Source organism: Flavobacterium azizsancarii (assembly GCF_027980145.1).
GTDB classification, from domain to species: domain Bacteria; phylum Bacteroidota; class Bacteroidia; order Flavobacteriales; family Flavobacteriaceae; genus Flavobacterium; species Flavobacterium azizsancarii.
Window position 1 is genome coordinate 1 of record NZ_JAMZNK010000045.1, and the last position, 23,538, is coordinate 23,538.

Annotated in this window: 23 protein-coding genes; 11 read left to right on the plus strand and 12 right to left on the minus strand. The window is 33.9% G+C overall.

What is annotated here, in order from left to right; all coding sequences use genetic code 11:
- Positions 1-277: 277 nt before the first annotated feature.
- From NJT12_RS19970 to NJT12_RS19985, 4 genes are all read right to left on the minus strand, one after another.
- Positions 278-2,158, minus strand: a complete 1,881-nt coding sequence (locus tag NJT12_RS19970; protein ID WP_271337741.1) for a M1 family metallopeptidase — start codon at positions 2,156-2,158, stop codon at positions 278-280.
- Between the two features lie 64 nt (positions 2,159-2,222).
- Positions 2,223-3,857, minus strand: a complete 1,635-nt coding sequence (locus tag NJT12_RS19975) for a S8 family peptidase (protein ID WP_271337687.1) — start codon at positions 3,855-3,857, stop codon at positions 2,223-2,225.
- A 428-nt stretch (positions 3,858-4,285) separates the two neighbouring features.
- Positions 4,286-5,143, minus strand: coding sequence for an MBL fold metallo-hydrolase (locus NJT12_RS19980; RefSeq protein ID WP_271337688.1), 858 nt, complete (start codon positions 5,141-5,143; stop codon positions 4,286-4,288).
- Positions 5,144-5,353: 210 nt separating this feature from the next.
- Positions 5,354-6,280 carry a hypothetical protein gene (locus NJT12_RS19985; protein ID WP_271337689.1) on the minus strand — a complete coding sequence of 309 codons (927 nt, stop codon included), beginning with the start codon at positions 6,278-6,280 and terminating at the stop codon, positions 5,354-5,356.
- Between the two features lie 370 nt (positions 6,281-6,650).
- Here NJT12_RS19985 and NJT12_RS19990 point away from each other — a divergent pair, with 370 nt between their 5' ends.
- From NJT12_RS19990 to sufD, 5 genes are all read left to right on the plus strand, one after another.
- On the plus strand, positions 6,651-6,980 hold the full coding sequence (locus tag NJT12_RS19990; protein WP_065451634.1) for a HesB/IscA family protein: 330 nt from the start codon (positions 6,651-6,653) through the stop codon (positions 6,978-6,980).
- Between the two features lie 61 nt (positions 6,981-7,041).
- Positions 7,042-8,490, plus strand: a complete 1,449-nt coding sequence (gene sufB, locus NJT12_RS19995) for a Fe-S cluster assembly protein SufB (RefSeq protein ID WP_271337690.1) — start codon at positions 7,042-7,044, stop codon at positions 8,488-8,490.
- Between the two features lie 7 nt (positions 8,491-8,497).
- Positions 8,498-8,986 carry a flavodoxin family protein gene (locus NJT12_RS20000; RefSeq protein WP_271337691.1) on the plus strand — a complete coding sequence of 163 codons (489 nt, stop codon included), beginning with the start codon at positions 8,498-8,500 and terminating at the stop codon, positions 8,984-8,986.
- A 14-nt stretch (positions 8,987-9,000) separates the two neighbouring features.
- On the plus strand, positions 9,001-9,747 hold the full coding sequence (gene sufC / locus NJT12_RS20005) for a Fe-S cluster assembly ATPase SufC (protein WP_132032515.1): 747 nt from the start codon (positions 9,001-9,003) through the stop codon (positions 9,745-9,747).
- A 65-nt stretch (positions 9,748-9,812) separates the two neighbouring features.
- Complete coding sequence (gene sufD, locus NJT12_RS20010) at positions 9,813-11,129, plus strand: Fe-S cluster assembly protein SufD (RefSeq protein ID WP_271337692.1); 1,317 nt, start codon at positions 9,813-9,815, stop codon at positions 11,127-11,129.
- Between the two features lie 107 nt (positions 11,130-11,236).
- Here sufD and NJT12_RS20015 read toward each other — a convergent pair whose 3' ends face one another.
- Positions 11,237-12,583, minus strand: a complete 1,347-nt coding sequence (locus NJT12_RS20015) for a serine hydrolase domain-containing protein (RefSeq protein WP_271337693.1) — start codon at positions 12,581-12,583, stop codon at positions 11,237-11,239.
- Between the two features lie 223 nt (positions 12,584-12,806).
- On the opposite strand from NJT12_RS20015, the gene NJT12_RS20020 reads away from it, so the two are divergent.
- The 6 genes from NJT12_RS20020 to NJT12_RS20045 all read left to right on the plus strand — a co-directional run bounded on the left by NJT12_RS20020 (position 12,807) and on the right by NJT12_RS20045 (position 17,027).
- On the plus strand, positions 12,807-14,021 hold the full coding sequence (locus tag NJT12_RS20020) for an aminotransferase class V-fold PLP-dependent enzyme (protein WP_271337694.1): 1,215 nt from the start codon (positions 12,807-12,809) through the stop codon (positions 14,019-14,021).
- Between the two features lie 10 nt (positions 14,022-14,031).
- On the plus strand, positions 14,032-14,457 hold the full coding sequence (locus tag NJT12_RS20025; protein ID WP_271337695.1) for a hypothetical protein: 426 nt from the start codon (positions 14,032-14,034) through the stop codon (positions 14,455-14,457).
- A gap of 2 nt (positions 14,458-14,459) precedes the next feature.
- Complete coding sequence (locus NJT12_RS20030; protein WP_271337696.1) at positions 14,460-14,885, plus strand: SufE family protein; 426 nt, start codon at positions 14,460-14,462, stop codon at positions 14,883-14,885.
- A 213-nt stretch (positions 14,886-15,098) separates the two neighbouring features.
- Positions 15,099-15,422, plus strand: a complete 324-nt coding sequence (locus NJT12_RS20035; protein ID WP_042564763.1) for an SUF system Fe-S cluster assembly protein — start codon at positions 15,099-15,101, stop codon at positions 15,420-15,422.
- A 65-nt stretch (positions 15,423-15,487) separates the two neighbouring features.
- Entirely contained in the window at positions 15,488-15,997 is a 510-nt protein-coding gene (locus tag NJT12_RS20040) for a DUF2480 family protein (RefSeq protein WP_271337697.1), read from the plus strand.
- 79 nt (positions 15,998-16,076) lie between these two features.
- Complete coding sequence (locus NJT12_RS20045; protein ID WP_271337698.1) at positions 16,077-17,027, plus strand: DUF3078 domain-containing protein; 951 nt, start codon at positions 16,077-16,079, stop codon at positions 17,025-17,027.
- Positions 17,028-17,194: 167 nt separating this feature from the next.
- Here NJT12_RS20045 and hflX read toward each other — a convergent pair whose 3' ends face one another.
- From hflX to NJT12_RS20080, 7 genes are all read right to left on the minus strand, one after another.
- On the minus strand, positions 17,195-18,442 hold the full coding sequence (gene hflX, locus NJT12_RS20050; RefSeq protein WP_271337699.1) for a GTPase HflX: 1,248 nt from the start codon (positions 18,440-18,442) through the stop codon (positions 17,195-17,197).
- Positions 18,443-18,634: 192 nt separating this feature from the next.
- On the minus strand, positions 18,635-19,501 hold the full coding sequence (locus NJT12_RS20055; protein ID WP_271337700.1) for a hypothetical protein: 867 nt from the start codon (positions 19,499-19,501) through the stop codon (positions 18,635-18,637).
- 89 nt (positions 19,502-19,590) lie between these two features.
- Positions 19,591-19,872: a hypothetical protein gene (locus NJT12_RS20060; protein ID WP_271337742.1), complete on the minus strand. Its 282-nt coding sequence runs from the start codon at positions 19,870-19,872 to the stop codon at positions 19,591-19,593.
- 17 nt (positions 19,873-19,889) lie between these two features.
- A complete protein-coding gene (locus NJT12_RS20065) occupies positions 19,890-20,054 on the minus strand; it encodes a hypothetical protein (protein WP_271337701.1) in 165 nt (54 codons plus the stop codon).
- Positions 20,020-20,475, minus strand: coding sequence for a carboxypeptidase-like regulatory domain-containing protein (locus tag NJT12_RS20070; protein ID WP_271337702.1), 456 nt, complete (start codon positions 20,473-20,475; stop codon positions 20,020-20,022). Before NJT12_RS20070 ends, NJT12_RS20065 begins: the two co-directional genes overlap by 35 nt.
- Positions 20,476-20,717: 242 nt before the next feature.
- Positions 20,718-21,938 (minus strand): MFS transporter, encoded by a 1,221-nt coding sequence (locus NJT12_RS20075; RefSeq protein ID WP_271337703.1) that lies wholly within the window; start codon positions 21,936-21,938, stop codon positions 20,718-20,720.
- 472 nt (positions 21,939-22,410) lie between these two features.
- Positions 22,411-23,451, minus strand: a complete 1,041-nt coding sequence (locus tag NJT12_RS20080) for a Gfo/Idh/MocA family oxidoreductase (protein WP_271337704.1) — start codon at positions 23,449-23,451, stop codon at positions 22,411-22,413.
- Between the last annotated feature and the right edge of the window lie 87 nt (positions 23,452-23,538).

A 23,538-nucleotide genomic window follows, 5' to 3' on the forward strand; every position in this document is an offset into this window, starting at 1 on the left:
TACAGTTTTGGACTTCAGTTTGTGTTGCAACCTTATCCAACATCTTTGGCCTTTTATATAGTTTCTGTTCGTCAGGTCAAGAGTTTGCCTACTGCTTCCTTCAGATTCCACTAACGCAATGGACACCCTTGCATTCAGCTAACACTTCCCACTGTAAAGGCGTGTTCGGGACTTACACCCTAGAGTTATCGCCCATGCTGGGCACACAACAATAAAGCCAAAGCAAGAATAACATCCGGCTTTGGCTTTATTAAAAAAATAATTATAATTCCTTACTTCACTTCACTTCATAAACATTATTTGCAGCTTTTACATCCGCCATTAATCCGCTTGGATCTATGGTAATCTTTTTGATTGCTGTTTTATTTTTGTCTATTGTAAAACTGTAGTTCGACTGCGCCCACGCCCAATCCTCCAAAACTGTTCTTTTGACATTAGGGTTTGGATTTGGCTTAATGAAATTCATCATTCTTAAAGGAATATAAAAACTCTCTGAAGTTCCATCAGTATATTCAACTGTTAAATCTATTGGCATTGGCATTCTGCCTATTCTTTCTAAACTTACAGTAGTTTTTCCTGCATTATCAGCCACATCTTTGATACCATAATCAATTGTGTTTGTAGTTTCAGTCCAATCAATTAAATACCAGTCCAGCTCAGCTCCTGAAACTCTTTCGGCTGTTCTTTTGATATCGTTTGGTGTTGGATGTTTGAACTTAAAATCATTGAAATATCTTTTTAGGGTAGCATCTACATTCTCTTTTCCAATTACATATTCTAATTGCGATAAAAAGATACTTCCTTTAACATAGGCCGAAATACTGTATGGTCTGTTTTCATCATAACGGTCACCATGAGTTCCTTGCGGCTGCTCTTTTCCGGAATTGACTAATTGATAATAAGCAGCATAATTTCCTTTAAAAGGATTCACTTCTTTTTTATCTCCTTTTAGTTCATTCAAAGCACTGTCTTCAATATACGTTGTAAAACCTTCATCCATCCAAGGGTGTTTTGACTCATTTGAAGCTAAAATATGCTGAAACCACGAGTGTCCTAATTCATGTGTTGCTGTTCCCAGAATTCCCTGAAGCGTTCCGTTTCCTAGCATCAAAGTACACATTGCATATTCCATTCCGCCATCTCCACCTTGAATAAAGGAGTATTGTTTGTATGGATAAGCCCCTACTCTATTATTGTAATAATCCATAACTTTTACCATTAAAGGCTCTAATTGTTTCCAATTTTCAGTTGTCTTTGGATTGTTTTTGTAGAAGAAATGCAAATCGACATCGTTTGGTCCTTTTACAATATCATGTGTATATTCTTTGTCTGCCGCCCAGGTAAAATCATGAACATCCGGTGCAATAAAATGCCACGTCAATGTTTTTGTTTTCTTTGGATACGTAACTGTTACACCTGCATCCTGATACCCGTGTCCTATTTCATTCTTGTCTTGCAAATATCCTGAACCACCTATAGTGTAATCTTTGTCAATTGTGATTTTTACATCAAAATTCCCCCAAACACCGTGAAATTCTCTTCCGATGTAAGGATCTGCATGCCAGCCTTCAAAATCAAATTCGGCTAATTTAGGATACCATTGCGACATTGATAATTCGACTCCTTCTGAGTTGTTACGTCCTGTACGACGAATCTGAACCGGAACCTGACCATCAAAATCTAGGGTAAAAGTAGTTTTTGAATTTGGTAAAATTGGTTTTGCCAAAGTCACTTCCATTATTGTTCCTGAAACTCTGGTTTGAGCCGTTACACCATCTTGTTTTAAATTGGTAATTTTCAAGAACCCAATTTCGTTAGGTTTTAACGTTTCAATTCGGCTTTGTTTTACCTCTTTTCCATCAGCACCTTTTACTTTGGTTACCATTCTTCCGTCAGGATCTTTTATAGTATGCAAACGTGCATCCATTTCGCTCCCCGGTTGAAAAGCATTTAGAAATAAATGATAAAATACCTTTTTTAAAGTATCCGGAGAATTATTGGTATATACCAATTCTTGTTTTCCTTTGTATTGGTAGTTTTTTACATCCATGGAAACTTCCATTTTATAATCAACGTGTTGTTGCCAATATGGAGCGTTTTGTGCAAATGCCGGGCTTAAACCCAGACTCAAAAAGGATAGTAGTAAAATTTTTCGCATCATCGTTTTAATAAAAATGGAAGAGTTGCCACTCTTCCATTGGATTAGTACTGTATGTTATTTTTTATTTCTTTGACATCTTTTCTGCCATTAATAAAGCATTATAAGCATTGACCATTTTGCCTGTTCTTGATGACTCTTTTGAAGAAACCGCTACAGGTTTTTGAGTTGGATCTGGATTTTCTCCTAAAATTACCATAGAAGGAAGTGCCACGCCGGAATCCATCAAAATTTGCTTAACCTGAGCTGCTTTTAGTTTTGGATAATAAGAACGAATCAATGCTGCAACTCCTGCTGCATTTGGAGACGCCATTGACGTTCCTTGCAAATACTTGTATTTATTATTTGGAACCGTTGCATAAATCTCTTCACCCGGTGCAAAAACGTCAACATTTATTTTACCGAAGTTTGAAAACGGCGCTACAACATTTTCTCCGTATTTATTATTGATTGCGCCAATTGTAATCACGTTATTAGCAAATTCTTTGATATTATCTTCAGAATCATTTGGGTAATTAACGTTTTCTTTTTTATCGATATCATATCCGTCATTTCCTGCTGCGTGCACAATTAGAACATCTTTTTTAGCCGCATATTTTATCGCATCATACACCCACTTTTTGTGTGGAGAAAAACTTTTCCCGAAACTTCCGTTAATTACTTTTGCTCCGTTATCAACTGCATAACGAATAGCCAAAGCGATATCTTTATCATACTCATCTCCATCAGGAACTGCTCTCACAGTTAATATTTCGACATTATTCGTAACACCGTCACCTCCTAAATCATTACCACGAATTTGCGCAATAATTCCGGCAACGTGAGTTCCGTGCAGTGCTTTTTCTTTATCCGGTCCAAAAACAACATTATTACCATAATATTTGTCTTTGATATCTTCAGGATTATCTCCTACGATTTTTCTTCCGTCATAATCCTTATTCAAATTATAATTGAATTGATCGTAAACAGATTCTCTGTAATCTTCTAATTCTGCTTCAGGATCAAAAGTTGGTCCTGCATTAGTCAAAATTTGGGTCATAACCATTTTAGCTCTCGCTACTTTTGGATCTACTGACGAAACTTTGCTTAAATCTTCTAAGTTATAAGTTGTTTTATTTAACTCCTTTTTAATAGTGTTATGTACATCTATTAAGAAGTCGACTTGTTCCTTATCTTCTATAACTTTCTTCGTTTTTTCTTCGTATTGCTCCAGAGCCGCTTTGTATTCAGCTGATCCATCATCTCCTTTTTTAACAATACGGGTCATTTCAAGATTTTCGTGAACGGCATCTCCAAGAAAATTCCATCCGTGAACATCATCAATAAAACCGTTTTTATCATCATCGATTCCGTTACCCGGAATTTCTTTAGGATTTCTCCAGATCATACCTTGTAAGTCCGGATGCTCAATATCTACACCAGAATCTACTATACCTACAATTACTTTTACGCCTTTTTTTCCTTGCAATAATTCGGCGTAAGCCCTGTCAACACTCATTCCCGGAATTGAATCTTTGATTAAATCAAGATGGCTCCATCTTTTTAATTCATTTTCGCTAAGCGGTCCTTTTTTAACTACTGATAAAGGAGCAGTAATCATTTCTTTTGAAGTAGCAACCTGTGCTTGCAAAGTAGCACTGCAACCTGCTAGTACAAGTAATGCAAAGGCAGATAAAGTATTTAATTTTATAGAACTCATGTATCTATTTTTAATAAAGTTAAAATATGGGTCTAAATTATGATTTTTTGTTACATAAAACTAACGATTAACACTGTGTTATGATTTTTACCTTGGTATAAAAGGGGGCTAAAATTTTATTCTAAACTTTAAAAACAAAAATTTTATTTAATTTAAAGGTAAATTTCTTACCTGATTGATTACAAGGCAAAATATGTTAAAAAAGGCGTGCTCTTTACGTTTTCACGTAAAGAAATTTCGATTCTAATTTGTACACTTGCACGACGTATAAGATTGCAGGTTGCAAGGACAACAAAGACGGAGAAACAATTGGTCAGATTTGGAAATTCAAAACCAACTAAAATTTTAGGATTATAATTTGTTAAACTAAAAAATCCCATTTTCGACATACTGAAAATGGGATTTTTTTTTATGATTTAAATTTTGTTTTAAAGAATCTCTTCACAAGTAAAAACGTCTTTTAACCGGACACCTTTTTCTGTATGTTCAACCGTTATAATTTGATTGTGCGCATCATGCTCTAAAAATAAATAATAATTATTGTCTGCTGCTTCATTCAAAAATTTTGATTTCTCAGGCATTGTCAACAAAGGTCTTGTATCGTAACCCATAACATATGGTAAAGGAATATGTCCCGCTGTGGCCAACAAATCTGCACAAAAAATGATAGTTTTATCCTGATATTGAATGTGCGGGATCATCTGCTTTTCGGTATGGCCATCGACATAGTAAATTCCAAAATTCATTTCTTCAGAAAAGCCAAAATCAGATTCGGGACGTTTTATAAAATTCAATTGTCCGCTTTCCTGCATCGGTAAAATATTCTCTGATAAAAAAGACGCTTTTTCACGAAGATTTGGTTTTGTTGCCCATTCCCAATGATTTTCATTCGTCCAAAACTTAGCATTTTTAAAAGCCGGTTCATAAAAAGTTTTATCTGAATTCCACTGAACGCTTCCTCCACAATGGTCAAAATGCAAATGCGTCATAAAAACATCGGTAATATCATCTCGCTGAAAACCATATTTTGATAATGATGTATCGATCGAATGTGATCCCCAAAGCGAGTAATAGCCAAAAAACTTTTCAGATTGTTTATCTCCCATTCCGGTATCAATCAAAATCAATCGGTTTCCGTCTTCAATAAGCAAGCAACGCGCAGCAATATCAATTAAATTATTGGCATCTGCAGGATTGGTTTTGTTCCAGATTGTTTTGGGTACAACGCCAAACATTGCGCCGCCATCTAACTTAAAATTTCCGGATTCTATTGGGTAAAGTTTCATGAGAATTAATTTCTAATATTGAAACAAAGCTAGGAAATACAATCTCCTAATACTAGAAATTCTGTAATAATGTTTCTGAAATTGCCCACAGATTAAACTGATTTTACGGATTTACGCAGATTTTTTTTGGCTTAAACGCATGTTCAAAGCTTTGGTAAAAGAAAAACTCAGCGTAAATCCGTAAAATCCGCAGGCTAAATTTTCGTTATATTATTCCAGCGTAATCGCAGTACTTCCCATTATTTCTTGTTTGTCGAAGAAATTGACAAAATAAGTTCCTTTTTGAAATGCATTTTCATCAGCATTTAAAACCCCATAAACATTCGTTGCTTTTCCCTGAAAGTCAACAGCAACTATAAAACTATAGACCAAAGCTTTATTGTTTCCAAATTCGATCAGTTTGTTCTCGCCTAAAACTTTATTTTTCTGATCTAAAACCTGAATATAAAAAACTCTTTTTCCTGTCTTGGCAACAGTATTTCCGTTTATAGAAAAGCTCATTTTAAGCTTTTTAGTATTTTTCGCCTTTTCCGTTTCTAACTCTTGTCCGGATTTTTTCTCCCGAAGTGCTATTACGTTAAAATTGCCAGGAACTAGCTTTGAGGCATCTTTTAAAGTCGATTCCAGTTTTTTTTGTTTAGAAACCAAGGTATCATTTTCAGTCTTTTGTTTGTACATCACAACATTCTGACTTTCAATTTCGCTAAGCAAATTTTTATTTTGAGATTTTAATTTTTTAACTTCAACAACCTTAGTTTCCAATGCGATTTTCATATCAGAAAGTTGTTTTCTATACACCTTAATTTGTGCAACAGAAGGATTTTTTGAAGCCTTGATGATTTCCATCAGGTTTTCAATATTTTTCTTTTCAAGTTCTAACTGTTGGGATAATGAAGTTTTCTCAAGAATTGCAGCGTCATAAGCCACTTTTAAAGTGACTAGGGAATCTAAAATATTTTTCTGAGAAAGTGATTCATCATTTGAATCATTAAATTTCTGATCTATTGTTACCTCCTTAGTTTTTTCCTCAATTTCATTTGACTCTCTACTAAAAATAAAGAATGTAGCACCTAATCCAAAAACAAATAACACTGCTAAAAGTGCTTTTACCCACTTATTTTTGTATTGTTTTTTCATAATTACTGACAATTTTCTGCAAAAGTAGTGATAAAAAATTGCTTGCAACCCGTATAAATACGCTTTTTTAGCCCTAAAAAACAAGACTTGATAAGCAAATCCTACAAAACTAGTAGGTTTTTAAATTTTGATGTAAAAACACTAATAAACAAATAAACCACAAAAACAATGATAATTGATTTATCAATATAACTATTATCTATTTTAACATTTGTTATAATAATGTGAAGCGTTATGGAAAAAGGTTTTTAAGTCGTATCTTTGCAGATAATTTCATTTGAACATTGAAAGACAGCACTTTAAAATGTAATAATTTAATTACTATTTTAAATGTGATTTCAAATGAAAGCAAAAACAAATACCATAAACAATGATAAAAGTTTCTGATACAGCCAAAAAGAAAATCATCGACTTGATGAAAGATGATGGTTTTGATGCTGCACATGACTACGTAAGAGTAGGCGTGAAAAGTGGCGGATGCTCTGGTTTGTCATATGATTTAAAATTTGACAAAGCCAAAGGCGACGACGATAAAATATTTGTAGACAACGACATAACAATTGCAGTTGAAAAAAAATCATTTCTATATTTAGCCGGAACAATACTTGAATTTTCTGGCGGATTAAACGGAAAAGGTTTTGTATTCAACAATCCAAATGCAAGCAGAACTTGTGGTTGCGGAGAATCATTCTCGTTATAAATTAAAGTCTAAAGCAAAAATTTAAACGCTTAAAATTTTAAGCGTTTTAAAAAACTAAAAAATGTCAAAATATACTGAAGACGATTTAAAAATCGAACTCGAAACTAAAGAATACGAATACGGATTTTATACTGATATTGAATCGGAGACGTTTCCTATTGGCTTAAACGAAGATATTGTAAGAGCTATTTCTCTTAAAAAAGAAGAACCACAATGGATGACTGACTGGCGAATCGAGGCTTTTCGTGCCTGGAAAGAAATGATCGAACCAGAATGGGCAAATGTTCATTATGTAAAACCTGACTTTCAGGCAATATCTTACTATTCAGCTCCAAAACAAGTAGATCCAAACAAAACTTTGGATGATGTGGATCCGGAACTTCTTGAAATGTACAAAAAGTTAGGTATCTCTGTCGATGAACAAAAAATGATGAACAATGTCGCTATGGATATTGTTGTCGATTCTGTTTCTGTGGCTACTACTTTCAAAAAAACATTAGGAGAAAAAGGAATTATTTTCTGTCCAATTTCAGAAGCTATAAAAGAGCATCCTGAATTAGTTCGTAAATATTTAGGAAGCGTTGTACCTCAAAAAGACAACTTCTATGCAGCATTAAACTCAGCGGTTTTCTCTGACGGAAGTTTCTGTTATATTCCAAAAGGCGTTCGTTGCCCAATGGAACTTTCAACTTATTTCAGAATCAATCAGGCAGGAACAGGACAATTCGAAAGAACTCTTGTTATTGCTGATGCAGGAAGTTATGTTTCATACCTTGAAGGTTGTACAGCTCCAAGTCGTGACGAAAATCAATTGCACGCCGCTGTTGTTGAATTGATCGCTTTGGATGATGCCGAAATTAAATATTCTACTGTTCAAAACTGGTTTCCAGGAAACAAAGAAGGAAAAGGTGGGGTTTATAATTTCGTAACCAAAAGAGGTTTATGCGAGACAAACGCTAAAATTTCATGGACACAAGTAGAAACTGGTTCTGCTGTAACCTGGAAATATCCTTCATGTATCTTAAAAGGAGACAACTCGGTAGGAGAATTTTATTCAATCGCCGTTACCAATAATTACCAACAAGCAGATACGGGAACTAAAATGATCCATTTAGGTAAAAATACTAAATCGACTATTATTTCTAAAGGTATCTCTGCCGGTAAATCTCAAAACAGTTACCGTGGATTAGTGCAAATTAGCCCCAGAGCTGATAATGCAAGAAACTTTTCGCAATGTGATTCTCTTTTAATGGGAAACAATTGCGGAGCGCATACTTTCCCTTATATCGAAAGTAAAAATCCATCGGCTAAAATAGAACACGAAGCAACTACAAGTAAAATTGGAGAAGATCAGGTTTTTTATTGTAACCAAAGAGGTATCCCAACTGAAAAAGCGATTGCCTTAATTGTAAACGGTTTCAGTAAAGATGTATTGAACAAATTACCAATGGAATTTGCTGTTGAAGCTCAAAAATTATTAGAGATTTCTTTAGAAGGATCTGTAGGTTAATTGCACAATGGAAGGTAAGAAAGTAATCATTTTAGGTTCATCCAGAAAAAACGGAAATACAACAAAAATTGTAGACGAGATTTCTAAAGAACACGGAATAGACATAATTGATTTGAGTGATTATAACATTTCTTATTATGATTACGAAAGCAAAAACAGAGAAGACGATTTTTTCCCTTTAATAAAAGGAATCATCGAAAAGTACGACACTTTAATTTTTGCGACGCCAATATATTGGTACAATATGAGCGGTATTATGAAGGTTTTCTTTGATCGCTTTTCGGATTTAATCCGAATTGAAAAAGAAACCGGACGAAAACTTAGAGGAAAAAAAATTGGTGTGATCTCAAATTCACACGATAATGAAATCGAAGATAGTTTTTACATTCCGTTCAAAAAATCAGCCGATTATTTAGGCATGGAATATTTAGGACACGCGCATTTTAATGCCAACATCCTAAACCAGACAACAAAAATAGAATTGACATTTATATAAAATAAAAGAAAACAATGTTATCAATAAAAAACCTTCACGCCTCAATTGGTGATAAAGAAATCCTTAAAGGAATTAATATAGAAGTTAAAGCTGGCGAAGTACACGCTATCATGGGACCAAACGGTTCTGGAAAAAGTACACTTTCGGCTGTAATTGCCGGAAACGAAAATTACGAAGTTACTGATGGAGCTGTTTTCCTTGACGGAGAAGATCTTGCTGATTTAGCTCCGGAAGAAAGAGCACACAAAGGAGTTTTCCTTTCTTTTCAATATCCTGTAGAAATTCCTGGAGTTAGCGTTACTAACTTTATGAAAACTGCTATCAACGAAACTCGTAAAGCAAACGGTCAAGCCGAAATGCCAGCGAATGAAATGCTAAAAGTAATTCGTGAGAAATCTGAATTATTAGAAATCGACCGTAAATTTTTATCACGTTCTTTAAACGAAGGTTTTTCTGGTGGTGAGAAAAAAAGAAACGAGATATTCCAAATGGCAATGTTAGAACCAAAATTAGCGATCCTTGACGAAACCGATTCTGGTCTTGACATCGATGCTTTAAGAATCGTTGCTAACGGAGTAAACAAATTAAAAAGCGAGAAAAACGCAATTATCGTGATCACGCACTACCAACGTTTGTTAGATTATATCGTTCCGGATTTCGTTCACGTTCTTTACAACGGAAGAATCGTAAAATCAGGCGGAAAAGAACTGGCTTACGAACTGGAAGAAAAAGGATACGACTGGATTAAAGCAGAAAACTAGTTTACAGTTACAGTTTACAGTTTACAAAACTCATAACTTATAACTCATAACTCATAACTACAGAAATGGATTTAAAAGAAAAATTAGTATCGTCTTTTATGGCTTTTGAAGAGCGTATCGATGTACATTCAGATTTACATGATATTCGCACCAAAGCACTAAAAAACTTTGAAAATAAAGGTTTCCCAACCAAAAAAGAAGAAGCTTGGAAATATACATCGCTAAACGCCATCTTAAAAAATGACTTTACGGTTTTTCCAAAAGAAGAAAATGCAATCGAATTTAATCAGGTAAAAAAATACTTTTTACATGAAATCGACACTTATAAATTAGTGTTTATCGATGGTGTTTTTAGCTCACATTTGTCTTCTACAACACATGACGGAATCGACGTTTGTTTGATGTCATCGGCATTGACCAAACCAAAATATAAAATGGTTATTGACAAATACTTCAACCAAATTGCCAGCAAAGACGAAAGTTTGACTTCGTTGAATACTGCTTTTGCAAGTGAAGGAGCTTTTATCAATATTCCTCAAAAGAAAGTCGCTGATAAGCCAATTGAAATCATGTATTTCTCTACAGGTAATGAAGCTGCGTTATTGGTTCAGCCTAGAAATCTGATTATTGTTGGAGAGAATTCTCATGTTCAGATTATCGAGCGTCATCAGAGTTTGAATGAAAATCCGGTTTTAACCAATTCGGTTACTGAGATTTTTGCTCAAAAACGTGCTATTGTAGATCACTACAAAATTCAAAACGATAATATCGAGGCGAATTTAATCGACAACACTTACGTTTCGCAACAACAGGAAAGTCACGTTTACGTGCATACTTTTTCGTTTGGAGGAAATCTGACCCGTAACAATTTGAACTTTTATCATTTTGGTGAAAGATTGACAAGTACACTAAACGGAATCACTATTATTGGCGAAAAACAACACGTAGATCATTATACTTTGGTCAACCACGCAACGCCAAATTGCGAAAGTTTCCAGGATTATAAAGGAATTTTCTCTGATCGCTCAACAGGAGTTTTCAACGGAAAAGTATTGGTAGAAAAAGAAGCTCAAAAAACAAATGCTTTCCAAAAAAGCAATAATATTTTATTGAGCGATAAAGCAACTATCAATGCAAAACCACAATTAGAAATTTTTGCAGATGACGTAAAATGTTCTCACGGTTGTACTGTAGGACAACTTGACGAAACTGCAATGTTCTACATGCAATCTCGTGGAATCCCGAAAAAAGAAGCTAAAGCTTTGTTGATGTACGCATTCTCAAATGCTGTTATCGAAAGCATTAAAATACCTGAACTGAAACAAAGAATTACTAAAATCATCGCTACGAAATTAGGTGTGAATTTAGGATTTGATTTGTAGAAAGCTTAACCGCAAGGTTCGCTAAGATTTACGCAAAGTTCGCAAGGTTTAATTATTAAACTTTGCGAACTTTGCGCTTTTTACCTTGCGCTCTTTGAGGTTAAATTTTATTTTTTAACAGAAGCAATTATCCCTTTCAAAAAGCCATTAAAATCAAATCCCTGATTCTCTTCTTTCAATCCCATTCTTACAATTACCATATCCAGAGACGGAATAATCGCTACCATTTGTCCCTGATATCCACTGCAATAAAACATATCGCGAGGAACATCGGGAAATTTTCCTCCGGCATTTAACCAAAATTGCGCTCCATAAGCACCTTTAGAAGTATTAGTGGGTGTTGCAGAATATTTTACCCAGCTTTCATCAAGAATTTGTTCGCCGTTCCAATTTCCTTTGTGTAAATATAACAATCCAAATTTAGACCAATCTCTAGCAGTTGCCCAGGCATACGATGAACCCACAAAAGTTCCTGCCATATCCTGCTCTACAATCATTGAATTCATTCCTATTTTGTCGATTACGGCACTGTACCAAAAATCAAGATATTCCTGCTGGGTTTTAAACTGGCTTTTTAGAATTCCGGATAATAAATTGGTCGTTCCTGAGGAATAATTCCAATGAGTGTTGGGTTTAAACTGAGCTGGCTTTTCGCGTTGCACTTTTGCCATATCCCCAGACTGAAAAAGCATTATTGTAGCATCGCAAATTTTACTATAATTCTCTTCCCATTCTAGGCCGGAATTCATATGAAGCAAATCGTTTATAGTGATAATTTTTCGTTCATCATTTTGCCACTCCGCAATTGGAGCGGGTTTATAAATATCAATTTTGCCTTGCTTTGCCAAAACTCCAAAAGCAGAATTGGTAATACTTTTTGTCATCGACCACCCTAAAATCTTACTGTCTTTATTAAAACCTGTATCATATTTTTCAGCTATCAATTTATCTTTATACAAAACCACAACGGCGCGTGTGCGTTTTGCTTTTAGACCGTTTTTATCAAACGAATCATCAACTGCTTTCTTTAATTTCGAATAATCGATATTAGAAAACAAGGTGTCTTTAGGATCAATACTCCCGTATGGAAAAGGTAAAGCTTTGTATTTTGCTCTTTGGGGTAATAAATATGGTTTGGAGACATCATAATGGTCATCTATTAAAGTTGCTCCTAAACCTTCCCGATAAATGGCTTTTCTTTCTTTTAAACCGTAAACTGAAGAGGTTGCAAATTTTCCGGCTTCATCAATTGTATTTGTTGCTAATTCCATTAACGGAATATCATTATCACTTTTCTCAATTAATTCTTTCGATCGGTGATCTAAAAAATGTCCTGAGGCGATACTTTTGGCCGAAAAGCCGGAGATCAATTCAAGTTTTGGATAAGTGGTAAATCCAAAATAAAAAACTACAATCAGTAAAACAAGCGCAAGTAATTTGAGGATTTTCTTCATGGTATTTGACAGTTATTTTTACTGCAATATAAATAATTTACAATCATGATATTAATATCGAAATCACATTTTGAATTTCAAATCATTTACAAATCTTAAATTAATGTTATAGAATCAATAATCAGCCGTTGAATTGATAGTACCATAAAAGGAAATTATAGTTTTGATGGAGAAACCAATTTAGATTTAGTACTTTTGTAGATAGAATTTTTCTAAATAAGACATGTTAGACATCCAAAAAATAAGAGCTGAATTTCCGATACTTTCGGAAAAAGTAAACGGAAAACCATTGGTATATTTCGATAACGGAGCAACCTCACAAAAACCACAAATTGTGATTGATGCTGAGGCGAAATACTATCAGGAAATAAATGCCAACATTCACCGTGGTGTGCACACACTAAGTCAGTTGGCAACTGATGCATACGAAATATCAAGGGTAAAAATCCAACATCATATCAATGCAAAGTTCTCTCACGAAGTACTTTTTACTTCAGGAACTACGCATGGAATCAATTTAGTAACCAATGGTTTTGCTTCAATTTTAAAACCTGGTGACGAAATACTTGTTTCGGCTTTAGAACATCATAGTAATATTGTGCCATGGCAAATGTTATGCGAGAAAACCGGAGCAGTATTAAAAGTGATTCCCATAAACGAAGACGGTGAATTGATTATGGAAACTTTTGATGTTTTACTTTCAGAAAAAACCAAAGTCGTAACGGTAAATCATATTTCTAATGCATTAGGAATCATTAATCCTATCAAATCTATAATAGAAAAAGCTCACGCTGTTGGCGCTGCTGTCTTAATTGATGGTGCACAGGCTGTTCCTCATCTAAAACCGGATGTTCAGGATTTAGATTGTGATTTTTATGCTTTCTCCGGACATAAAATGTGTGGTCCTACCGGAACCGGAATTTTATACGGAAAAGAAGAATGGCTTAACAAATTACCACCTTATCAGGGTGGCGGAGAAATGATCAAGGAAGTTACTTTCGAGAAAACAACTTATGCTGATCTTCCTCATAAATTTGAAGCCGGAACTCCAAATATTGCTGGTGGAATTGTTTTAGGAACTGCAATTGATTATTTAAACAACATTGGTTTTCATAACATTCAAAAGCAAGAACAAAAATTATTGGAACACGCTACAAAACGCCTGTTAGAAATAGAAGGCCTGAAAATTTACGGAACCGGAAAAAATAAAGCTTCTGTAATTTCGTTTAATATTGACGGAATTCATCCTTATGATATTGGATCTATTATCGATAAGCTGGGAATTGCAGTTCGAACCGGACATCATTGTGCACAACCTATCATGAACTTTTTCTGTATTCCGGGAACGATTCGTGCTTCGTTTTCTTTTTACAATACTATAGAAGAAATTGATGTAATGGTCGAAGCGGTTAAGAAGGCGAAAACGATGTTAAGCTAAAAAACTTTTTATGAGAACATTATCATTATTAATTTTAACGATTTTCATTGGAACGAGTTGTGTAAGTCAAAAAGCAAATGATATGACAACAACACAAATCGAATATTCTGCGGTTTCCAGAGGGATTTACAAAGTGATACTTGTTCAAAACAAAACAGTTTCAGTTACCAATGGCAGAAATACTCTGCCGATAGAAAGTAAAATAAGCGACACGAAATGGAAACAGATCGTAGCTGAGTTTTCAAAAATTAATTTAGAAAATGTTCCAAATTTAAAAGGACCAACAGAAAAACGATTTCATGATGGTGCTGCAATTGGGAATTTAAAGATAATTCACAACCAGAAAACATATGAAACTCTGGGTTTCGACAATGGCTATCCTCCTAAGGAAATAGAAAAATTGGTAAATTTGCTGGTTGATTTTACGAAAGAATAATTATGACAATAAAAGAAATACAAAACGAAATAATTGAAGAATTTTCAATGTTTGATGATTGGATGCAACGTTATGAGTACATCATCGAATTAGGAAAAAGTCTTCCGTTAATCAAGGAAGAATATAAAACGGACGAAAATTTAATCAAAGGCTGTCAATCGAAAGTTTGGCTGCAAGGCGAGCAAAAAGACGATAAAATTGTATTTACCGCAGATAGCGATGCAATTCTAACCAAAGGAATTATCGCCATTTTAATTCGTGCTTTCTCTAATCAAAAAGCGGAAGACATTATAAATGCGGATACTCAGTTTATTGACGAAATTGGATTAAAAGAACATTTATCTGCCACTCGTGCAAACGGACTGGTTTCGATGATTAAAAACATCAAAATGTACGCCTTGGCTTTTGATTCAAAAAATAAAAATTAAAATTTTAAACATAATGTTTTTTCATTTGAACCATTAAGACATTAAGTTTCATAAAGAAGTAAAACTTAATTTTTCTTATCTCAAATAGTCAAAGCATTAATTTTCACAAAGAAGCAAAACTTAATTTTCTTAATATCTTAATGGTAAGAAAAAGAATTGCTATTTAAATGAACTTTCATCACTTATCTGATGAAAAAAAACAAAAACAAAAAAATGGAACAAGAAATAGACACAAACGAATTAGGAGAATCAATTGTAAAAGTTTTAAAAAGCATTTACGATCCGGAGATTCCTGTTGATATTTACGAATTAGGATTAATTTACGACGTAATGGTAAACACAGATTACGAAGTAAAAATTCTGATGACATTAACATCTCCAAACTGTCCGGTTGCGGAAAGTTTGCCAAGAGAAGTAGAAGAAAAAGTAAAAACAATAGAACACATAAAAGATGTTGATGTTGAAATTACTTTCGATCCGCCCTGGAGTAAAGATTTAATGAGCGAAGAAGCAAAATTAGAATTAGGAATGCTTTAATAAAATTTGTTTAAGGTTTCAAGTTAACGCAACCTGAAACTTGAAACCTTAAACTATCTTTTCATATGGAAGAAATCATCAATAAAGTTGCCAATAGTGCCTTAGAAGTTTTTGATCTTGAGGATTATTATCCAAAAGGGATACGTGTTCAAATTGACATTTCGCAATGGCTTTTGGAAGGTTTTTTATTAAAAGAAAAAGACTTTAGAGAACATCTTAAAAATCACGATTGGTCTCAATATCAAGATCAATATGTGGCTGTAAATTGTAGCACCGATGCTATAGTTCCTGCCTGGTCGTCTATTTTGGTAGCGATTCAACTGGCTCCTTATGCTAAAAAGGTAGTTAACGGAACTATCGAAGATCTTGATGCGAGTTTGTATGAAGAACTCTTAAGCAAACTCGATTATTCTGAATACCAAAACAAACCTGTTATCATAAAAGGCTGCTCTAAAAAACCGGTTCCAACCCGTGCTTATATTTTAGCAGCAACTTATTTGCAACCTTTTGCAAGAAGTATTATGTACGGAGAAGCTTGTTCAGCAGTACCTTTATATAAAGAATCCAGAAAATAACTTTCTTACAGAATCAATATCCCTCTGCCTTTTAACGCTTTTTTAGTATATTTGTTCTTACACATTTAAACTATATACCATGAGAAAGCTAGCGTTATTACTTTTTATTGTAGCGAATTTAACTTTTGTTCAAGCCCAAAACTCAGAAAAAGAGCTAATTCAGAATACTGAAAAAGCAGTAAAAAAAATAAATGACACTATCGAAGGCGAAGGCTGGAAAGCAAAAGGAACCGTTTCGCTTTTACTAAATCAATCAAGCTTCAATAACTGGATTGCCGGAGGAGAAGATAGCTTTTCAGGAACTTTAGGAATCAACTACGATTTCAATTACAAAAAAAATGATCTTACCTGGGACAATAAAGTTTTGGCTTCTTACGGGCTTTTGCAAACTAAAAATGCCGACTATGAAAAAAAGACTGATGACCGTCTTGAATTCAATTCAATTGTAGGGAAGCGCGCTTTTGGTCAATGGTATTATTCTTATTTTCTGAATTTCAGAACTCAGTTTTCAACAGGTTATTTATATGGCAAGGATGAGAATGGAAAAGAAATCAGAACTGAAAACACCAAATTTATGTCACCGGGTTATCTTACTACGGGTCCTGGTATTTACTGGACAAAAGATGATAATCTTAAAATAAACTTTGCTCCTTTAACCTCAAAATTCACTTTTGTCGACGGTGCTTATACATCTGGAATCGATCAGGGAACGGGTTTACCATATGTTGATGGCGCCTATTTTGGTGTAGATGCTAACAAAACCATGCTTTACGAATTAGGTTTTTATGCTTCAGTTTATTACAAACTTGCCATCATGACGAACGTAACTGCAGAAAATACTTTGAATTTATATTCTAATTATCTAAAAGATCCTCAAAACGTAGATATCAACTACTCTCTTAATATTATTATGAAAGTAAACAAATTTTTATCTGCCAACTTATCCTTCCAGGCTATTTATGATGACAATGCTTTTAGTGGTTTCCAAACCAGAGAAGTCTTTGGTTTAGGAGTTAATTTTGGGTTTTAATCCAAAAGCTGCTATAAGAAATTTACCGCAAAGAGCGCAAAAAATTTTACAAAAGCTTATTTTTATAAAACACAAAGTTCGCAAAGCCAGATCTAAATTTAGCTTTGCGAACTTTGTATTTTTTGAAGATCCTTTAATATAATTTTTTGCGCTCTTTGCGGTAAATTTTACTCTTGCTCTTCTTCTTCTTCTTCTTCTTTCTCGATTGCATCTTTATAATCAGGATACAAAAACTTATTATATGGAAATCTCGTGATATGAATCTGGCGAACTGCTTCATAGACTACTTCTCTGAATTCCTCAAAATTTTCTTTATTTGTTGCAGAAATAAACAACGCCTTATTCTGACCAACATTACTCATCCAGGTTTGTTTCCATTCGTCAAGTGTGTAATGTCTTCTTGTTTTCTCTGTAATCAAATCGTCTTCGTCGATTGTCAAATGTTTGTAGGCATCAATTTTATTAAAAACCATAATCGTTGGTTTATCATTACTCTTGATTTCTAACAAGGTTTGATTTACAGATTCAATATGATCTTCAAAATCAGGATGGGATATATCGACAACATGCAACAATAAATCAGCTTCGCGAACCTCATCTAATGTACTTTTAAAAGAATCAACTAATTGAGTTGGTAACTTTCTAATGAAACCTACTGTATCTGACAATAAGAATGGCAAGTTTTTAATCACCACTTTTCTAACTGTTGTGTCAAGAGTTGCGAATAATTTATTCTCAACAAAAACATCACTTTTCCCAACTGCGTTCATCAATGTCGATTTCCCAACATTTGTATACCCTACCAGAGCCACACGAACCATTGCACCACGATTACTGCGTTGCACGCCCATTTGTTTGTCGATCGTTTTTATTTTCTCTTTAAGGAGAGCAATTCGGTCACGAACAATACGTCTGTCTGTTTCAATCTCAGTTTCTCCGGGTCCACGCATTCCAATACCACCTTTTTGACGTTCAAGGTGAGTCCACATACCAGAAAGCCTAGGCAATAAATACTGACATTGTGCTAACTCTACTTGTGTTCTTGCATAAGACGTTTCGGCTCTTTGGGCAAAAATATCAAGAATAAGGTGCGTTCTGTCTAAGATTTTACAATCTATGATTTTAGATATATTTTTCTGTTGCGATGGTGATAATTCATCATCAAATACTAAAGTCGATATGTCGTTTTCTTTTACAAAAAGATTGATTTCTTCAATTTTCCCTGTTCCAACAAAAGTCTTAGGATTTGGACGTTCCATTTTTTGAGAAAAGCGCTTTATCACTTCACCGCCAGCGGTAAAAGTCAAAAACTCTAATTCATCCAGATATTCGTTAAGTTTTTCCTCACTTTGATTTTGAGTTACAATACCAACGATGGCGGTTCTCTCAAAATTTATAATTTCTTTTTCTAACATAGCTTTGAATAAGATGCAAATTTAATGATTTGTAAGGTACTAACACTTATAGAATTTCGTTTTTAAGTTCCATTTGGAAAAATTAGTACCTCTATAAACAATCAAACCATTTAAAAAATTAAGAATAATAAGAATTTAATCTTAACAATACTTAATTTTCAAATGGTTTCAAGTCCTTAAATAAGGTTGTTTTTATTCGTAAATAAAAGTCTTTTCTGTTTTCACAATTCCGTTTTCTTCTACCTGAGAACAAGAAATCGGGAAGTTTAATTTATTGTATTTGTATTTTCTGCTCACCCCAACTAAAACTGTTGATGACGGACTAAAATTCATTTCGTTATTATACGATATTGCTTCAAAACTAAACTCTTCTTCGTGATACGAAATCATGGGTACAATTACTTTATAATTATCCCCAAATAAATTCTGGACAATTAATGCATCTACAGATTTTTTATCATCAAATGTATAGGTTTTAGATATTTTATCACCCACAAGACCTTTGTGTCTTACCACATTATCATTGTTATAAGCATATTCAATTTTACCAATAATTGCTTTATTCCTATCTCGTGAAGTACGTCTTACAATAATACCATTTTCGACTATATACTCGATATCATCCAAGAGGTTCTGGTGATTTGTACTTTTCTTGGTAGTCACTTTTACTCTTGCTCCTTCGTAGAAAAAAGTAACCACTTTGGTAATATTGTCATTTCCTTCCTGATATTTTTTAACGAATTTTGTAATATTATTATCGGCATCATAAGTATAATTTACAACCTCTTTCCATTCGCTGCCTATTTTATCTTTTACAGTCATATCCAACAATCCTTTTGTGTTGTAAAAAAAATGCTGAACAACATCTGAAGTAGTAATGGTTTGAATTTTTCCTTCTTTAAAAACAATAGTTTTATTTACAATTTCACCATCTTTAGAGTTCTGGTAATTTGTTTTTACAATGTTAATTTGTTTTAATTTTACAGGCGCATTTTGATCCTGACTGTGCAACAAGCATGGAAAGACCATCATCATGATGGCGATAAAGTAGGTTTTCATGTGGTATTTTATATTGATTTGGGATGACCAAAATACAAAATTCAATTAAAATTTAACAGTTTAAATTTCAAAAACAATATACTATTAAATTATCGACTAAAAATCAACACATTAACTGCACATTTAAAAAAATCCTTGTATTTTTTACCAAAAACTTTAACATCATCTACCATAAAAGCACCATTCAGTGTTTTGTCTTTAACTGATCCTATATATTTGAATGCAATATGAATATTTCCTGAATACGCAGACAAATCTATTCCTCCTAAACTTATAAATTGTCTTGTAGGTGTAGACAATGAAGGAAAATTTGCGGATAATATTGTCCTTTTTGCCTTAGTAACATTAGATCCATCAAAATTCGTAGAGATATAAACTTCTAAAGAATTTAATGGCGAATCGACTTTAAAATATGTTGTGCACTTCTAAAAGAAAGCACAGCATTTTTATATTCGTTCATATTTCTTTTTGGTGTATCCAACCAGGCAACATTTTCGGCAGCTGTTATACTTATGGTATTAAATTCGGCGTAACCATTTCCCGCATACAACATACTTTTCCACAATTTTGACACTTTTTCTACAATACTCTGATGAAATATTGTAATCTGATAAATCAGCGTCTAATAATGTGATTAGAATTGCAGGTACATCATCAGAAAAATTATCTTCTAATTGTAATATCCCGAGATCTACTGTTTGTCCTGAATTTGAATTTACTTTTAAAAGCAAATCTTTATAGCTCTGACTGTGCAATAATAGTAATTGCTCTCCTTTTATGGAAGAATGCAATTCGAATTTTCCTTGTACGGTTGTGAGTTGTGTGATGGAAGAATTTTGAATACTTACCACCACAATTTCAAGAAGATTTTGTGTCTTTGCATCAATCACTGTTCCTGTGAAAATAGCTTCTTCTTGCGCAAAAGTGACACCAAAAGACAATAAAATAAAAACAAGCATATAATTTCTTCTCATAAAAACCCAATTTAATTTGATCAATAATTTTCAGGTTAATTTGTCTTGCTACAAAACATTTCAACTCTGAATCAAAAAATTAAATTGGTCTTTGGAAAAAGATTTGTGGTAGATTTAAATTCAAATATAGACAAAAAACAATATGAAAATATTTTCCTGTTAAATTTTTATTAAATAAAAATTGATTTATATGAACTTACTCTTTCAAGAAGCTTAATTCATTAATTTGAAGGGTAAAGAATCTATTCTGATATTCTTATTTTAGAAACCATAAAAGCAATCAAGACGCCAAAGATTCCGATGAAAGCAAAAGAAAATTGAAGTCCAAAAGCTTCTGCAATATGCCCAATAACAGGAGGTCCCATTAAAAAACCAAGGAAACTCACACTTGAAACAATGGTCAAGGCTTCTCCCGGTGGAACTGAAGGGTTTTTTCCCGCCATACTATAAACAGTAGGAACAATTGTTGCAACTCCCAAACCAACCAACATAAAAGCAAGTGTACACGGAATGATATAAGGAAGAAAAACTGCCGTGAAAAGTCCGACTGAAATCATTACCCCACTAATTTGCATAACGCGTTCACGACCAAATTTATTGATTAGCCCATCGCCTAAAAATCGTCCGCTGGCCATCATAATCATAAACGAAGTATATCCTAAAATAACCAAAGGTCCGGGTGCTTTTACAACATCTTTAAAGTAAACGCCGCTCCAGTCAAACATTACACCTTCGCTTGCCATACTGCAAAAACCAATTACTCCCAGCCATAGTAAAGAACTGTCTGGTTTTACAAACAACTTTTTCTTTTCGGTCGTTTTATTCTTTATTTTTTCTTTGGCTTTGACCAGAAATCTAAAATTAAAAGCAACCATTAAAAGCACAACTCCACCCACGATTAAAAAATGATGAAAAGGTGTCAGCTTTAAGGTTAGCATTCCCAAACCTACCAAAGCTCCACTAAATCCGGCAAAACTCCACATTCCGTGAAAAGAAGACATGATTGTTTTTTTAAAAAGGACTTCGGTGTAAACACCTTGTGTATTAACAGCAATGTTGGCAAGATTACCAAATACTCCAAATAGAAATAATCCTAAGGAGAGCTGCAATGCTGATGTTGCCAAACCTAAATTGGCAAGACATAAAACATACATTATCAGAGAGAATACCAAAATTCTATGGCTGCCAAACTTGGTAACCATTTTTCCTGAAAAAGGCATCACGATCAATTGCCCTACCGGAAGTGCAAAAAGAATAGAACCCAGATCACCTTCGGTCAAATGAAGAGCAGTTTTAATATCCGGAATTCGGCTTGCCCAGGTTGCAAAACTTAAACCCATCCCAAAATAAAACATTCCCACAGCAAATCGAATTCGGTTTAAATAAGACGCTTTCGCTTCTCTATAAACTTTCTTAATTTTTCCTTTGGTTTGAAATAACGATAATGGATTGAAACTAAACAAATTGATGGATTTTGAATTTTATACTGCAAAAATACTAAAAAGCAACTTTACAGACTATACAACCCTACTAGTTCCTAAATTTATAACGTTGTATGTTTATAAATTTTAAGAGGCAAAGGTTCTGAGAAGCAAAGAGACAAAAGTTTTTTTATGCCCACAGATTAGACGGATGAAACAGATTGACGCAGATTTTCTTACTATTTTCTATATAGGCGCATTTCGGGGCGTCTTAAGATTCAAACAACAAGGGTAATTTATTTTTTTGCCACTCCCGATAGCCCAATGTCATTAAGTTAAGCTTTTTTAAAGACAATTATAGCTAAAAAAATTCGCGCAAAGTCCCGAAGTTTCGGGATAGATTTTCCCTTAACTTATTGACATTGCCGATAGCCATCGCAATAAAAGATTAAAAGGATTAATAACAAAATCTGCGTCAATCTGTTTCATCCGTAAAACCCGTGGGCAATTTTATCTATAAATTAATCACTTTTTGCTGTGCATGACTCGCAATTGCAGCTTCGATAATTTGCATCACTTTTACACCATCTTGTGCTGTAACCGGTTCTGATTTATCGTTTGCAATTGAATCGTAAACACCATCAAAGAATGAAAAATAATTTCCCTGAAGTGTTGGAATCTTTTCGCGAATTTCTTTTCCGTCAATTACTGTATGCAAAAGTCCTTGCAAAGTTTCCGACTCTGTTCCCCACGATTCTAAGTTGGGCTTTTTACCCAATTTTAATTCATCTTCCTGAACATCGCCGCGTGGTTTTAATAAAGATCCTTTTTTGCCATGAATTGTGTACGCAGGATTTGCTTCCCTAACAAAGAAGCTGGCTTTTAATCGCATTCTGAAATCTTCATAAATCAATAATAAATCAATCCAGTCGTCTACCAAAGAATTTTCTCTTGTAAAGCGGATGTCTGCAAAAACTGACTTAGGAGAACCAAATAAACAAACCGCCTGATCGATTAAATGCGGGCCTAAATCTTTGAGGATTCCGGCTCCGTCATTCACGGTTTCTTTGTGTGCTTTTGGACTTAATAATGGATTGTATCTGTCAAAATGGAAATCTGCTTCGACTAAATCTCCTAAAACACCTTCTTTAATTACTTTCTGAACGGTTTTAAAATCACTATCCCATCTTCTGTTTTGAAAAACGGATAATTTCAGACCTTTTTCGTTGGCAATTGCAGCTAATTCTTCGGCTTCGGCAACGGTTGTAGTAAATGCCTTTTCGACAACGGCATGTTTTCCTGCCAATAATACTTTTTTAGCATATTCGTAGTGTGTTCCTACAGGAGTATTTACGATTACCAAATCGACATCGTCAGCTAATAATGCGTCGATTGTGGGATAACTTTTTACTGCGGGATAATCTTCCTGAATTAGTTTTTTGCTTCTTTCCCAAGATCCTAATAATTCAAATCCCGGGTGGATATTTAAAAACGGAGCATGAAAAACTTTCCCTGACATTCCGTATGATAATAGTGCTGTTCTTATTTTTTGCATTTGATATTTTTTTTACAATTAAATCTATTTTTTCTAACCATTAAGAGATTAAGAAAAATTAAGCTTTCCCTATAAATAGTTTAAATT